Origin of the sequence: Tolypothrix sp. FACHB-123, from assembly GCF_014697075.1 — a bacterium.
Classification (GTDB): Bacteria; Cyanobacteriota; Cyanobacteriia; order Cyanobacteriales; family Nostocaceae; genus Aulosira.
Window position 1 is genome coordinate 125,052 of record NZ_JACJRE010000008.1, and the last position, 16,116, is coordinate 141,167.

Consider the following 16,116-nt stretch of genomic DNA (forward strand, 5'->3'; position numbering starts at 1 on the left):
TGCCAAAGGCAGTTTATCTACAAACTTAGAGAGTGGGAGATTAATATAATTTTGCATTCTCTTGATTGCGCATTTATACAAACAGCAAAAAAGGCAAAAGAGAATTCTCTTTTGCCTTTATTAACTATTAACTTTCAAGTTTATTCATCGAAATCATCGTCATCATCATCTTCGTAGTCGTCGTCTTCTTCGTCTTCTTCAACAAGATCAGTGACTTCATCAGCTATCAAGTCATCGTCATCGAGAATAGAACGTTCTGCACGTCTACTGCCAAATGTATGTTCAGTAAGAGAAGGCGCATCTAGATTGTAGGTGCGAGCTGTGCGATCGTCTAGAACCATGTCTAAAGGATCGTCAACTTCATCTAAGACACTGCTACTTTCTAGAGCTGCGTAGTCATCAATTGCTCCTGTTTCTTCATAGGCATTGTACCCAGTACCAGCAGGAATCAATCGTCCGATAATCACGTTTTCTTTTAACCCGCGTAGCCAGTCAGATTTACCTTCAATGGCGGCTTCGGTTAATACTCTGGTGGTTTCTTGGAAGGAAGCAGCAGAAATAAAGCTGTCGGTGTTCAAGGATGCTTTAGTGATACCCAATAATACAGGGGTATACTGTGCTCTAGCACCGCCTGTAATTGCCATTGCTTCGTTCACCTGCTCAACTTGGCGCAGTTCTACCAATTCCCCAGGAAGCATGGTGGTGTCGCCACCATCATCAATCCGGACTTTATTGGTCATCTGGCGAACAATCACTTCGATGTGTTTGTCGGCAATATCAATACCTTGGGATTGGTATACCAACTGTACTTCGTTCACTAGGAATGTTTGCACTTTCTGTAAAGCATGACTAGCGCAAGCATAGACCCCATCTTCGGAACCCAAGCTAAAAAAGACTTCCAATATTTCGTGGGGGTTGGAAGGCCCATCACTGAGAGGTTGTCCCGCTTGCACTAGCGTACCATCTGTTACCACTAAGTTTTGTCCGGGGCCTAGAGGATAATCAGTAACTACTCCATTGGGTTCTACTACTTTAACTGCGATCGCTTCATCACCATCTCCGTAAACTACCTTTACTTCCCCAGCCCGACGGCACAAGATACAAGCTTCTTTGGGTTTGCGGGCTTCTAGTAGTTCCTCAATCCGGGGCAAACCTTGGATAATGTCCCCTGTTTTGGCACGTTCAAATACGAGCAACACCAAGTTATCACCGCGTTGTACCAAATCGCCATCTTCGATTTGCAATACAGCACCAGGACTGACTCGATAGGGACGACCAATACGGATAGAAACTGCATAGTTTTGAGTACTCAATGCTGAATCTTGATTGGTCGCCGTAGCCGCAGTATTTTTAATATCTACAACCTGACCAGATTCTTCACTGAAGACGCCAGGAGCAATTTCTGTTCCGGCTACCAGCAAATCACCAACTTTCACTTTTGGTTGAGTGCTAGTATCAATAATTACAGTATCGCTATGACGCAATACTAAACAGCGCCGGACAGTTTCTGTACCTTTCTGTACACCCCGCACAATACCCCCTTCTTTACATAAGATTTGGGTACGAGCGACTACTGCACCTGGAGCGATGGTTAATCCATCCTGTACCTCTAGTGAGGTTTGAGTACTACCTTGGGTAGCATCAGCGGCGATATCCCGACGAATTACCAAGGACTCTAAAATTACCAGCTGCAAGCGCTGAACTTCTGAGTTATCAGGATCGGGTACTAATTCAATATCGGCGGCTAAAGGAGAAGCGTTGTGGTCTTGTTCGCCTTCTTGCTCGATTTCCAATACTAGTTGGGTACGTAGCAGTTCTACCCCTTCCACAGACTTAACTCGTTCAGAATCTTTGTAAGGCAGTCTCTGTACTGCCCGCAATTGAATTGAACGCCCAGTTTGTTGACTGACTGATGTAGTAGAAGGTACATCAGGGTTGCTGGGAACAGCAAACTCTACTACAGGACGGCTTAATAAAGCTGGCCCTTCGGGAGACTCTACATACTGGATGTAGCGCAATTCGGTGGCGACTGTACCTTGGAATTCCTCACCAGGTTGAATAAAGGTGTTGTCTCTACCGATGACTGCTTCGGGATCGTCTACCATCAGCAGTTCACCTGGTTTAATTACGACTTCCCGCAAGATGTCGTTTTTCTGGGTAACTTCAATGACACCGCTGTTTTGGCAGAAGATATCCTTGACGACTTCGGTACCGGCTTCGACAAATTGTCCGTCTTCTACCAGTAACAAGGAAATATCTTTGTTAACTTCGTGGGTTTCTTCGGGAATCCACAGCAGGGTACCTCCCTGCACTACTTCATAACCGAGCTTGGCTTTACCTTTTTTCTGAACTTCAACGCCAGCGAATTTCAGGAAACCCCCGGTGGTGGTGCGATAGCGGTCATCAATTAATTCCGCTACTACTTGACCATTTTGCACTTTTGTGCCTGGTGTGGCTCTGAGGTTAAATACTTGGTTATTACCAGTGGAAACTAGGTAGCTGTTGCGGCCTTGGGAGCTTTGAACGGTGACTGTGGCTTGGTCTAAGACTACAGAAGCGGTGATAATTTCAATTTCCCTGGTACTCTTACCGGGTGTCGCTTCTGGTAAACGGACTGTACCACCGTGTAAGGTTGTGAGTTTGGTTTCTGCGAGTACGCCGTTGGAGGCGATCGCATCTCCATTTTTCACGACTAATTCTGCGCCCGGTGGCAGGTTATACACTTCCCCAGACAAAATCCAAATCAAGCCACCGCGTGCGGCTGTGGTTGTGGTATTACCTTGGCGGTCTGTTTTTTGTTCGGGGACAACTTCAGCAAATTGCACTTCCCCTGCTAAGTCGGAGGCTACATCTTTTACAGCTTTTTCCGTATTAGCACGGGTTGTCCGTCCACCAAGGGCGACTTCTGCAAGTAACTGCCCAATTTTTACCTGCTGACCATCGGTGATGTATAGTGTGGAACCTTGGGTAACATTAATTTCTTGGTTTCCTGCTATGCTATCAGCACTATCTTTTTTCGGTTCCAAGACAATTACGCCGTTGGCTTCGACAAATAAAGCATCTTCACCGTGACGGGTACGGTATGGTCTGGTGCGTAATTTCCTGGGTAGGCGGATAGTACCATCGGTTTTGGAACGTACTTGTTGCGCGACTTCCCCGGTAAATACGCCACCTGTGTGGAATGTGCGCATGGTTAGCTGGGTACCGGGTTCACCGATACTTTGAGCGGCGATAATTCCCACAGCTTCGCCCAAATCCACCATTTTGGCATGGGCTAAACTCCAGCCGTAGCAATGTTGACATACGGAACGTGCAGCTTCACAAGTCAGAGGCGATCGCGCGAAGACTTCAGTTACCCCAGATTTTTGAATTTTTGCTGCCAATTCATCGGAAACTGGGGTATTACGCGGGGCTATTACTTCTTTGGTCTTAGGATCTAGTACATCTTCCGCTATTACCCGTCCATGTAAACGTGTAGCTAGGGGAATTTTTGTTTTGCCACCTTCTACCATTGCCCGAATGGGAATGCCTCTGGTAGTACCGCAATCAAATTCGCGGATAATCACATCCTGGGATACGTCCACTAGACGGCGGGTGAGATAACCAGAGTCAGCCGTCCGTAGGGCTGTATCTACCAAGCCTTTCCGGGCACCGTAAGAAGAAATAATGTATTCGGTGACGGTGAGTCCTTCACGGAAGTTAGTTTTGATGGGTAAGTCAATAATTTCCCCTTGGGGATCTGCCATCAGTCCCCGCATCCCTACTAACTGGCGGACTTGGGAGATGTTACCCCGTGCGCCGGAGAATGCCATCATGTATACGGAGTTGAGGGGATTAGTCTTTTTAAAGTGAACGACTACCTCATCTTTGAGGGCTTCACTAGTACCGTTCCAGGTATCAATTACTTTTTGGAAGCGTTCTACTTCCGTAATTTCCCCCCGTTGATAGCGGGCTTCTGTAGCGCGAATTTCTTCTTCGGCGGCTTCGAGAAGCGATCGCTTAGAAGGTGGTACCATCAAATCGTCTACACTGATAGACACCCCTGCCCTAGTAGCGTAGCGGAATCCCAAGTCTTTCAATTTGTCCGCCATCACTGCGGTACGCGCCGTACCATAATTTACAAAGGCCCAAGAAATCAAATTTCTCAATTGACCTTTATCAACTACGCGATTGCGAAAAACTGCCTTTTCGTTAGTCATTAGTCAATAGTCCTTAGTCAATGGTCAATAGTCATTGGTTAGTGGTCAGTAGTCAGTAGTCAGTAGCAAGCAATAACTAACCCTTATGGGTTCGGCAGTTGCTAAAAGTCGGGAAACCCGCCCAACGCACTGCCTCACCACTGAAAATGAACAACTAACTAGCTAGTGCTTCTTGAATTGCCTTGTTGTAAATCACGCGACCTGGTGTTGTGCGGACGTACTGAGACAACAAATTCCCTTGGGCGTCTTCTCTCACTCGGCGGTATTTATACAGCAGAGTCCGGGTACCATCGGTATTTTCTGTAACTTCTAGCGGTTCTGTATCTGGCCCGTCTGATTCGACTTCACCATCAAACCGCACGTAAATATAGGCGTGCAAGTCAATTTGCTCTTGCTGGAAAGCCATAATGACATCATCAAGAGAAGCAAAATACCGTCCCGCTCCTTTGGTAGCACCTGGGTTTTCTGCAGTTAGGTAATATGCTCCCAAAACCATGTCTTGGCTGGGTGTGATAATTGGCTTACCAGTAGCTGGCGACAAGATATTATTAGAAGCGAGCATTAATAACCGCGCTTCTGCCTGACTTTCTAAAGACAGGGGTACGTGTACTGCCATTTGGTCTCCGTCAAAGTCAGCGTTAAATGCTGGACAGACTAAGGGATGGAGTTGAATCGCTCTACCTTCTACCAAAATTGGCTCGAATGCCTGAATCCCTAAGCGGTGCAGTGTTGGTGCCCGGTTGAGTAGTACTGGGTGTCCTTCAATCACTTCTTCCAGTACGTCCCATACGCTGGGGTCGTTACGGGAGATGAGTTTTTTCGCAGCTTTGATATTATTGACCATACCGCTACGAATCAAGCGATTGATCACAAAGGGTTGAAATAGCTCAATTGCCATTTCTCTGGGTAAGCCGCACTGGTGGATATTTAATTTTGGTCCCACCACAATTACAGAACGACCAGAGTAGTCAACCCTTTTACCTAACAAGTTTTGCCGGAAACGCCCTTGCTTACCTTCAATAATGTCGGATAAGGATTTCAAAGGACGGTTATTGGCCCCGACTACTGTGCGTCCCCGGCGTCCGTTGTCAATTAAAGCGTCTACTGCTTCTTGCAACATCCGCTTTTCGTTGCGGACAATAATTTCTGGTGCCAAAATTTCTTGTAGGCGTGCCAGACGATTATTCCGGTTGATTACCCGGCGATACAAATCGTTCAAATCGCTGGTAGCAAACCGACCACCATCTAACTGCACCATTGGGCGTAAGTCCGGGGGAATCACCGGGATCACCGCCATTACCATCCACTCTGGTTTAGAACCAGTTGCGATGAAGTTGTCAATTACCCGTAAGCGTTTAATTAACTTCGCTCGCTTTTGCCCTTTAGCATTGCCAATTTCTTCCCGCAGGCTTTCGGCTTCTTGCTCTAAATTGATATCAGCCAGTAAGTGCAACAGTGCTTCAGCACCAATACCTACCTCTACGCCTTGTAGTTGGGAATCTTCACTATAAATTTGGTCTTCAATTTCCAGCCACTGGTCTTCACTCAATAGCTGTTTATAGGTTAAAGTTTCAGCATTGCCTGGGCTAAGAACAACATAAGAGTTGAAATAGACAATTTGTTCCACATCCCGCAAGGGCATATCTAACAGGATGGAAATATAGCTAGGAATGCCTTTGAGATACCAGACGTGGGCTACGGGTGCTGCCAGCTTGATATATCCCATGCGGTGACGCCGCACCCGTGACTCCGTAACTTCTACACCACAGCGTTCGCAAACAATACCTCTGTGGCGCACTCTTTTATATTTACCGCAATGGCATTCCCAATCTTTTGCTGGGCCAAAGATGCGTTCGCAGAATAAACCGTCCATCTCTGGTTTGAGAGTACGGTAGTTAATTGTTTCTGGTTTGGTGACTTCACCGACAACTTGACCGTTAGGCAAGGTGCGTTCGCCCCATTGCCGAATGCGTTCTGGTGATGCCAAGCCGATTTTTACGTAGTCAAACTGATTGGTTTGGGCGTTTCTCATACTTAAGTGCTGAGTTCTGAGTTATGAGTATATTTAGTTTTTTGTTGAAAACTGGGTATGGGGCATTGCACATGGGGGAGCCAGTGCGTTGTGCGGGTTTCCCGCGTTGTAGCAACTGGCGTCATTGGGCATTGGGCATGGGGCATTGGTGATTAGTCATGACTACCTCCCCTAGCCCCTAGCCCCTAGTCCCCAGCCCCTAGCCTCTAGTCTCTACTCATCGTCTTCCAGTGATTCACGGGAAAGAGATTCGTAGGTTGGTCGAGGTGGTGTGCGTCTGGCTGATTGGTCTGCCATTAAATCGACTTCCACATCTAAGGAACTGCCATCTGCTTGGGTTTCTACTTTGTGGACGGCAATATCTAAACCTAAGGATTGCAGTTCTCGCATCAATACCTTAAAGGACTCTGGCGTTCCTGGTCTGGGAATTGCCTTACCTTTAACAATGGCGTTGAGGGCTTCATTGCGTCCTTGCATATCGTCTGATTTTACTGTCAGCAATTCCTGCAAGGTGTAAGCTGCACCAAAGGCTTCCAATGCCCATACTTCCATTTCCCCGAAGCGCTGACCACCTTGTTGGGCTTTACCACCCAATGGTTGCTGGGTAACCAAGGAGTAGGGGCCTGTTGACCGGGCGTGAATTTTGTCATCCACCAAGTGCACCAGTTTCAACATGTAAGCCACACCTACGGTTATGGGACGGTCAAAGGGTTCGCCTGTACGCCCGTCAAATACCATGATTTTGCCGGGATCGTCGGGGTTATATAACCAATTTTTGCTAGTCTCATCTCTTGCTTCTTGCAATTTGCCATGCACAATCCGGCGCGATGATTCTTCCCCATACATTTCGTCAAAGGGAGTAATCTTAAACCGCACACCCAAGTTTTGACCAGCCCATCCCAATAAACACTCAAATACTTGTCCGACGTTCATCCGACTGGGTACGCCCAAGGGGTTGAGAACAATATCCACTGGAGAACCATCTGGTAAGTAAGGCATATCTTCCAAAGGCAAGATCCGGGAAATAATACCCTTGTTACCGTGGCGTCCTGCCATTTTGTCGCCGACTTGAATCTTCCGTTTCTGCGCTACATACACCCGGACTACCATGTTGGCTCCTGGTGGGAGTTCGTCCCCTTGTTCGCGGGTAAATAAACGCACATCTACGACGCGACCTTTTTCACCGTTGGGAACTCGCAGGGAGTTATCGCGCACATCCCGTGCTTTTTCACCGAAAATCGCCCGCAGTAGTTTTTCTTCTGGGGGTTGGTCAGATTCACCTTTGGGTGTAACTTTACCAACTAAGATATCCCCGGCTTCTACCCATGCGCCAATGCGAATGATTCCTTGTTCGTCTAGTTGGCGTAAGGCATCTTCCCCAACGTTGGGAATTTCTCGCGTAATTTCTTCAGGGCCTAGCTTGGTTTGTCTTGCCTCAATTTCATATTTTTCAATGTGAATTGAGGTGTAAACATCATCCTGAACTAATCTTTCGGAAATTAAAATCGCGTCTTCGTAGTTGTAGCCTTCCCAAGGCATGTAGGCGACGACGATATTTTGTCCCAGGGCTAATTCTCCACCTTCTGTGGAGGAACCATCAGCTAGTACCTGACCAGCAACTACACGCTCGCCTATCCGTACTAGGGGTTTTTGGTTGAGGCAAGTATCTTGGTTGGAACGCTGATACTTGGAAAGTGTGTATTTAATTTCACTTGTTGTGTTCTTAACCCGAACACGAATTTCTGTGGCATCCGCATAAACTACATCGCCATCGGTACGAGAGACGATTACCATCCCGGAGTCTCTTGCACCTTGAGCTTCTAAGCCTGTGCCCACTAAGGGACGTTCTGGCTTGAGTAGGGGTACTGCTTGCCGTTGCATGTTGGAACCCATCAGCGCCCGGTTAGCGTCGTCATGCTCCAGGAAGGGAATCATACTTGTAGCTACCGATACAATTTGCACTGGTGATACTGCTACGTAGTCCACTTGTTCAGGGGTGGTGGTGGAGAATTCCTGGCGATAGCGTACTGGTACTTGAGGCCCAATAATCATGCCATTTTCATCAACAGGAATGTCACCCGGAGCAACGCGCAAGTCGTCTTCCTCATCGGCGGTCATGTAAGCTGGCTGTAGGTCAAACCTCACACGACCATTTTCCACGGGTCTAAAGGGTGTTTCTAAAAAGCCGTATTGGTTTACCCGCGCATGGGTTGCTAAGGAGCCAATCAAACCCGCGTTGGGGCCTTCTGGGGTTTCAATGGGACAAATCCGTCCGTAGTGGCTGGGGTGAATATCCCGGACAGCAAACCCAGCCCGCTCTCTGGTTAAACCGCCAGGTCCTAAGGCAGATAGACGGCGTTTGTGAGTCAGTTCTGCTAGGGGATTGGTTTGATCCATGAACTGACTTAATTGGCTAGAGCCGAAGAATTCTTTAATGGCGGCTACTAGGGGTTTGGGGTTGACTAGAGAAGCTGGGGTGAGAACTTCAGCATCGGATACAGTCATCCGTTCCCGAATAATTCTCTCTAGACGGTTTAAGCCTACCCGGACTTGGTTTTGCAGCAATTCACCTACACTTCGTACTCGGCGATTACCCAAGTGGTCAATATCGTCAATGTTACCGATGTCATATTCCAGGTTAATCAGGTAGTCTACCGCTGCCAATATATCGCCAGGAGTTAAGACACGCATGGTGTCGGGAACCGACAAGCGTAATTTTTTGTTGAGCTTATAACGTCCAACACGCCCTAAATCGTAACGTTTGGGGTCGAAGAATCGCGAATCTAACAGCTGTTGTCCACCTAAAACTGTGGGTGGTTCACCAGGACGCAATTTGCGATATAACTCCATTAGGGCTTCTTCTTCGGAAAATTGCCCTTCTTTTTCAATAGTTTTTTGGAAGTACTCAGGATGGCGTAAAGCGTCAAAGATTTCGTTATCTGATAAACCTAAAGCTTTGAGAAGTACTTGGGCTGAAAGTTTGCGGGTTTTATCAATCCTGACCCACACCAAATCATTACGGTCTGTTTCAAATTTCAACCATGCTCCCCGGTTAGGAATTAAGCTAGCTGAATAGGTACGGCGACCGTTTTTATCAATTTCTGATTTGTAATAAACTCCAGGCGATCGCACAATTTGGTTGACGATCACGCGCTCGGCTCCGTTAATAATAAAGGTGCCGCGATCGGTCATCAAGGGCAAATCACCAATAAAGACTTCTTGTTCTTTAATATCCCCGGTTTCTTTGTTCAACAAACGTGTGGGGACATACATTTGTACAGCGTATGTACTATCCCGTCGTTTGGCTTCTTCGACACTGTACTTTGGTTCTTTAAGTTTGTAGTTTTGACCTAAAAAGTGCAGTTCTAGTTTGCCGGTGTAATCTGTAATCGGACTAAAGGAGTTAAGTTCTTCTATTAACCCTTCTTCTAAAAACCAACGGAAGCTAGAACGCTGGATTTCAATCAAGTCGGGCAACAGAAAGGCGGGTTCCATATATGTTTCGTTCGTCATGCCTCTACCTTTGTCAACCTGGTTAAACTTACCATTGGACACTGCTTTTTGACGGTTCCCACCGCTAGCCAGTGTCCGTAGCTGTTTGGGAACTTCTCCTTAACGCCACCTGCACATAGCAGGTACGGGCAAACGCAGAAATTAAAGCTGGAAAGTGCTATCTTGACAAGCGGGAAATTACTCCACTAAAAGTGACAATTATAACTAATAACCAGCTACTATGTTGATTGCTCAAAAGTAGATGGTTGAGATAGTTTGGAATTAAGTTGATTTTTGTCACTTCTCCTCCCACAAGCGCGTTAATTAGCCGCCGCAGCTTTTTTCCTGTTGTGTTTTCAATACCCCTCTATATTTAGATTCACGGTGATATCCTAAAACTAAGGAACCGAGTGGTTCTGAATCGACTCTGGATTAGTATGGCTTTATCTTGGTGGGTGATAATCACAAGGCAATTACGTTTAACAGTTTTCTATAGATTAAATACGGAAAAGGTATTTTTCTCAAAGTGTCTAGCTCAACTGATGATTGTCAGCCTTGGCGATCGCGGCGATTACATCCGCTTGTAGAGATTAGTAGGATGGTCAACCCCGACAAATAATTAGCTCAGACACCTCAAAGGTGACTGCTTTGCGGGTAGCGATGGTCAAGTTAGTAACTGTGCAAAATCAATCTTAGGAGTTTTAATTTCCTTCCTTTATCATTATGGCGCAAGCAAAATGTTTTGGAGGAAATAATTCTAGCATATTTCCGTCCTCCGAGGTGTTTATTTTTTTGTCCACAGCCAACTACACTGAAAGTTACACTTTATAGTACCAGACTAAATAAGTCGCAAGCATTTTGGGTGGTTTGCTTGGCGATCGCTTCTACTGCTTCCCCACGCAATTGGGCTATACTTTCTGCTACATAACGGACATAAGCTGGCTCATTGCGCCCTTTACCTCGTTTGGGGACGGGAGCAAGAAAAGGACAGTCTGTTTCAATCAGCAAGCGATCGCTCGGTACCATTGCGGCGGTAGCTTGGATCTGCTTAGCATTTTTGAAGGTAACTGTCCCGCTAAAACTTATGTAGAAGCCTAAGTCAATAAACCATTGAGCTTCTTCTGGTGTTCCACCCCAACAATGCATCACACCCCGGACTCTTTCGCCTTTTTGTTCTCGCCATTTTTGCAACACTTCTCTTACCTGTGCTGCTGCATCACGGCAATGGATAATCACAGGTAAATTCAGTTCATAGGCGATCGCCAATTGCGCTTCAAAAACTATGTGCTGTTGCTCATAGTTGTCTGCTTTATAAAAATCCAGCCCCATTTCCCCCATTGCGACTACTTTGACATCAGATTGAGCCAATGTGGAAATTTCATTGGCTGTTTCGTCAGTCCATTGTTTAGCGTCTAAGGGATGTAAACCTACAGCAAAGCTGAGTTCGGGGAACTCTTTTGCTATGGCTTGGATGCTGGCAAATTCTGCAGGTTCGACGCAGGAATGTATTAAATGCACTACACCTGCTTGTTGCCATCGCGATCGCACTGCTGCTAAATCTTGCTGAAAAACGTCAAAGTTAATGTGAACGTGGGTGTCAATTAGCTGCATTTTTGTTTTAGAGTCATTAGTCATTAACCATTAGTCATTAGTAGCAGACTAATGACTCAATGATTTGGGACTACTGTGCCGTTTGTGTAAGTGGTTTAAGTTTATGGGCCAATCTTGACTTTTTCCTGGCTCCATTATTGGGATGAAGCACACCTCGCTTAACGGCTTTGTCGATTTTGCTGTAAGCCTCTGCTAATCGCTCCTGTACTTGTTGATTTAATTCAGGAGTGGGATTAGCAGCATAGACTTCTACTGCATTCAGGTATTTCTTCATCAGCGTCTTGACAGCTGATTTATATGCTTTATTACGCAGTCGATTGCGTTCTGCGATTTCGGCGCGCTTGAGAGCAGACTTTGTATTCGCCACAGTCAGTTCCAGAAAGACTATTAATATGTACACACACTACTAGATTTACTAATATAGCATCCATATTGCCAATGTTAAGATTTCCCAAAAAAAAATATCATGGGGCATTGGGCATTGGTCAATAGTCACTCACCATTTCTCCCCTTCCTTTGTCTTGCTTGTCTCCCTGCCCCCTGCTCACCTGCACCAGATAATTGGCAACCTCATAACAACACTGGGAGTATCAAAAAAATCCAGGTTAAGCTAGAGAAGGGAATTAGACTCATCTCGGTACCTGTTTTGGTAAAGAGCAAGATTAATTCTCAGGCGGGAATATTCTAATTTTGGCATTGTGCTTACTCCATGCTGCGAATTATTACTCAGCAGGCAGACGTCAGAGCAGAACTACAAAGGATCTGCGATCGCACCCATGACGAACACGTACTTCATAAAGAAGCCACGGTGCGAGAGGTGTTGCAAGCCGTGAAACGCCAAGGCGACAAGGCTGTATTGCATTACACAGATGAATTTGACAACCAAACTCTTAAGTCGGAGGAACTGCGGGTTACAGGCTCAGAATTGGATGCAGCTTATCAACAGGTGTCCCAGGAGTTGATTGCGGCGATTCGCTTAGCTAGCCAAAAAATCGAAGCGTTTCATCGTCAGCGAGTCCCAAAAAACTGGGTCAACTTTGGTGATGATGAGGTGGTGTTGGGCAAACGCTACAATCCTGTAGATCGGGCTGGTTTGTATGTCCCTGGTGGACGTGCTGCCTATCCTAGTACTGTACTGATGAATGCCATTCCGGCGAAAGTGGCTGGTGTCCCGCGAGTTGTGATGGTGACCCCCCCAGGGGCTGGTAAAGCCATCCATCCGGCGGTGCTAGTAGCAGCTCAAGAAGTTGGGGTACAGGAAATTTATCGGGTTGGGGGAGCGCAGGCGATTGCGGCTTTAGCCTACGGTACAGAAACAATTCCAAAAGTCAATGTTATTGTAGGCCCTGGTAATATTTATGTCACGTTAGCTAAAAAACTTGTTTACGGTAGCGTCGGTATTGATTGTTTGTCAGGCCCGAGTGAAGTGCTAATTATTGCTGATGAAACCGCAAATGCCGTACATGTAGCTGCGGATATGCTGGCGCGGGCCGAACACGATCCAATGGCGGCAGCGGTTTTGCTAACTACGGATGCGGCTTTAGCGAAAAACGTCCAAGTAGCTGTGGAGCGACAACTGGTAGATCATCCCCGACGTATCGACACCGAAAAAGCGATCGCTCACTACGGCTTGATTGTGATTATTGAATCTCTCAAAGCCGCCGCAGAACTTACCAACGAATTTGCTCCTCAACACCTGGAATTAGAAATTGCCGATCCTTGGGAGTTATTACCACAAATTCGCCATGCTGGAGCAATTTTTTTAGGCGATTCTACACCAGCAGCAGTAGGAAAATATTTAGCCGGCCCAAACCATACCTTACCTACTTCTGGTGCTGCTCGCTATGCTTCAGCCTTGGGTGTAGAAACTTTTCTTAAACAATCAAGTATTATCCAATACTCACAAACTGCATTGCAAAAAGTGGCTGGGACAATTGACATTCTAGCTTCAGTAGAGGATTTACCCTCCCATGCCGATTCTGTCAGACGCCGAATTCAGCATGAAGAGTAATTGAGAATAGTGAATTTTTGCTGATAATGTTGGGGAAAATCAGCCATTAGATGCAAAATAAAAGCTTGAGAAATTGAGTATTATATAAACTCAATTTGCTAGTCCTGATATCTAAAGTTCCCAAATAAAGTTGGGATAAATTTAGCTTGAGGACGGAATTTATTCGGCTGCGAGCATTTTTTGATAACATACTTCTAGCGGTAAAACGCTTAAGAAATAAACAGTGTGAAATCTGGGCAAAAATTGGTTTAATTACCAATAAATTAACCAGGTATTTATTTAAGGGGTCTACTCTTGAGGAGACGAGAGCGGTGTTAAAAAATATCTTGGTAGCTCTAGACGGTTCGGAAATTGCAGAGCGAGTAATTGAGGCTTTAAAAGATTTGGTGCTACCGCCAGACAGTAAAGTCATTCTCTGCCATGTTTTTCCTCCGCCAGAGTTGGAGAGGGATTTACCCGCAGATCGCCCTCATTCCGATTCGCCAACATTTTCCTATTTCTATATTGAAAAACAACTGCAATCTTACCAAGAAACTTTGCCAGTTCAAAGTGAATTAGAATTAGTAACTGGCTATGCAGCAGATGAAATTATTCGCCTTGCTAATATTTATCAGGCTGATTTGATTGTAATTGGCAGTCGTGGTTTAACAGGAATGAAGCGAATTGTCCAAGGTTCTGTGAGCAGTCAAGTTGTGGAAGAAGCTAGTTGTTCAGTATTAGTAGTCAAGCCAACTTAGGATTAATTTAGTCACAGCAAATTTAGCTTTAATTAATTAGCAAAATTAATAACTTTATTAGTTCACTAAAATAATTTTGCTGGGCTGCAATATCCCCGATTTTTTGAAAATTCGGGGTATATCTTTTTGTAACTTCTCAAAACTGGTCATCTTCAGACCTTCAGTCTTGACTACGAATATATTCCATCAAAACTAATAACTTATTTAAGATTTTTGACTACCTAAAAACTGACGCAAGCTTAATAGGCTGATAGTTTGTCCTATATTTAGGGGTAATAGAGACACTCCTTCTAGACGGGACTGTACCCAACCTTCTCCCCAATACCATTCATGAAAACCATCAATTCCACCACTTAGTAACAAGCGCAGACAATTAGCTTTTGCCACGTTTACTTGATGATGAATGGATAATGGCCCAGTCCAGGTAGTGAATTGATAACCTGCTTGTAGTTCTTCTGGCATTCCTGGTGTGAAACGTTGACCGACAAGCCATTTTTGTAATTGCGCTGGACGTAGCAGGCTATCGTGAATTGCGCTGGCTGAAGCCTCGATTTCAATTCGCAGTTGGCTTTGTTGAAAAGTACCTAGCATTTTTTAAGCTGATAATTCAGTGTATGTTTGTTATGATTTTAGTATGACAAATATAATCTCAAAAATTCAATCAAATTCTAATTTTTGAATATTAATTAACAGCCAGAATCAGCAATAATTGAGTTTTTATTACCACTTCTAGGGTATTTGTAAATCATAATTAGGGTAGAGGTTGCTGTAAAAGATATAAGTTATACCAATTATCTTTGAAGATGTAGTTTATTGTTAAAAGTTAAAATAAACCGCCAAGTACGTATTAGACACGCAGCGGTGAAGCATGGTTTTGAGCGGGTTTACTGACTTGAAGCAATTGCTAAACTCAAAGGGCTTCCTGCTGTGAGTATGCCAAAAAAAATACACATTTAATTACTTTGTGCAAGTTGATAGAGAATCGGTACTAGATATTTTAGTAGTCCCTCACATGGTTAAGTTTAGTTTAGATATACTAAGTTATACTAAATAAGACTTTAAATTGCGACCCTCACAGCAGGGGCATTTAGTAACACATTAATTTGGTAAGGTTTTCATGGCGGATCAATTAATTCGCGCCACAGCAGCCGACGGTGGAATTCGAGCCGTAGGTGTAATTACTACGCGCCTCACTGAGGAAGCAAGACAGCGCCACAAACTTTCTTATGTAGCTACAGCTGCACTCGGTCGGACAATGGCAGCTGGGTTGTTGATGGCTTCTAGTATGAAGCGAGCTGGCTCTAGGGTCAATGTCCGGATTAAGGGTGATGGGCCATTGGGTGGAATATTGGTAGATGCGGGTTTAGATGGAACGGTAAGGGGCTATGTAGGCAATCCATCTGTAGAATTACCACCTAATGCTAAAGGTAAGCTAGATGTTGGCGGTGCTGTGGGTAAGGGATTCCTTTACGTTGTGCGAGATATTGGTTATGGATATCCTTACTCTAGTACTGTAGAACTAGTTTCGGGTGAAATTGGTGATGATGTGGCACATTATTTGGTGAGTTCCGAACAAACGCCGTCAGCTACAGTTTTAGGTGTATTTGTCGGGCCAAACGGGGTAACTGCTGCTGGGGGATTATTGGTACAGGTGTTACCTAAAGCGGCTAGAGATGAAGCTTTGGTAGCAACTTTAGAATCACGGGTAGCTAGCCTAGCTGGATTTACGCCGTTGTTGCAAGCTGGTAAAACTTTACCGACAATCTTTACAGATTTGTTGGGGGATATGGGGCTGACAATATTTCCAGAAAACCAAATATTGCGCTTTCACTGTGGTTGTTCCTTTGACCGCATGTTGGGCGCATTAAAAATGTTGGGAGAAGCGGAACTACAAGATATGATCGTTAAAGATGATGGCGCTGAGGCAACTTGCGACTTTTGTGGTCAAGTTTACCAGGCCAGCAGCGATCAACTGGCTCAGCTGATTGTCGATTTGCAGACTGAATCTTCGGCTTCAGGATAAAGGTATAAAAG

The 16,116-nt window shown here is 45.3% G+C and carries 11 protein-coding genes; 4 read left to right on the forward strand and 7 right to left on the reverse strand.

The window, feature by feature from the left end; all coding sequences use genetic code 11:
- Positions 1–140: 140 nt before the first annotated feature.
- The 4 genes from H6G41_RS08060 to rpoB form a co-directional block, all read right to left on the reverse strand.
- Entirely contained in the window at positions 141–4,199 is a 4,059-nt protein-coding gene (locus H6G41_RS08060) for a DNA-directed RNA polymerase subunit beta'' (RefSeq protein ID WP_190745296.1), read from the reverse strand.
- A gap of 154 nt (positions 4,200–4,353) precedes the next feature.
- Positions 4,354–6,231 carry a DNA-directed RNA polymerase subunit gamma gene (locus H6G41_RS08065; protein ID WP_190745298.1) on the reverse strand — a complete coding sequence of 626 codons (1,878 nt, stop codon included), beginning with the start codon at positions 6,229–6,231 and terminating at the stop codon, positions 4,354–4,356.
- Positions 6,232–6,233: 2 nt separating this feature from the next.
- On the reverse strand, positions 6,234–6,356 hold the full coding sequence (locus H6G41_RS35665) for a hypothetical protein (protein ID WP_277878054.1): 123 nt from the start codon (positions 6,354–6,356) through the stop codon (positions 6,234–6,236).
- A gap of 88 nt (positions 6,357–6,444) precedes the next feature.
- On the reverse strand, positions 6,445–9,744 hold the full coding sequence (gene rpoB / locus H6G41_RS08070; RefSeq protein ID WP_190745300.1) for a DNA-directed RNA polymerase subunit beta: 3,300 nt from the start codon (positions 9,742–9,744) through the stop codon (positions 6,445–6,447).
- Between the two features lie 389 nt (positions 9,745–10,133).
- On the opposite strand from rpoB, the gene H6G41_RS08075 reads away from it, so the two are divergent.
- On the forward strand, positions 10,134–10,310 hold the full coding sequence (locus H6G41_RS08075; RefSeq protein WP_190745302.1) for a hypothetical protein: 177 nt from the start codon (positions 10,134–10,136) through the stop codon (positions 10,308–10,310).
- Positions 10,311–10,548: 238 nt separating this feature from the next.
- Here H6G41_RS08075 and H6G41_RS08080 read toward each other — a convergent pair whose 3' ends face one another.
- Positions 10,549–11,334, reverse strand: a complete 786-nt coding sequence (locus H6G41_RS08080; RefSeq protein ID WP_190745422.1) for a TatD family hydrolase — start codon at positions 11,332–11,334, stop codon at positions 10,549–10,551.
- Between the two features lie 70 nt (positions 11,335–11,404).
- A complete protein-coding gene (rpsT, locus tag H6G41_RS08085) occupies positions 11,405–11,701 on the reverse strand; it encodes a 30S ribosomal protein S20 (RefSeq protein ID WP_190745304.1) in 297 nt (98 codons plus the stop codon).
- A gap of 342 nt (positions 11,702–12,043) precedes the next feature.
- Between rpsT and hisD the strand changes: the two genes are divergently transcribed.
- A complete protein-coding gene (hisD, locus tag H6G41_RS08090; RefSeq protein WP_190745306.1) occupies positions 12,044–13,345 on the forward strand; it encodes a histidinol dehydrogenase in 1,302 nt (433 codons plus the stop codon).
- A 311-nt stretch (positions 13,346–13,656) separates the two neighbouring features.
- Positions 13,657–14,082 (forward strand): universal stress protein, encoded by a 426-nt coding sequence (locus H6G41_RS08095; protein WP_190745308.1) that lies wholly within the window; start codon positions 13,657–13,659, stop codon positions 14,080–14,082.
- A gap of 204 nt (positions 14,083–14,286) precedes the next feature.
- On the opposite strand, the gene H6G41_RS08100 is transcribed toward H6G41_RS08095, so the two are convergent.
- Complete coding sequence (locus H6G41_RS08100) at positions 14,287–14,673, reverse strand: hypothetical protein (protein ID WP_190745311.1); 387 nt, start codon at positions 14,671–14,673, stop codon at positions 14,287–14,289.
- A 526-nt stretch (positions 14,674–15,199) separates the two neighbouring features.
- Between H6G41_RS08100 and hslO the strand changes: the two genes are divergently transcribed.
- Positions 15,200–16,105: an Hsp33 family molecular chaperone HslO gene (hslO, locus tag H6G41_RS08105; protein ID WP_190745313.1), complete on the forward strand. Its 906-nt coding sequence runs from the start codon at positions 15,200–15,202 to the stop codon at positions 16,103–16,105.
- Positions 16,106–16,116 lie beyond the last annotated feature (11 nt).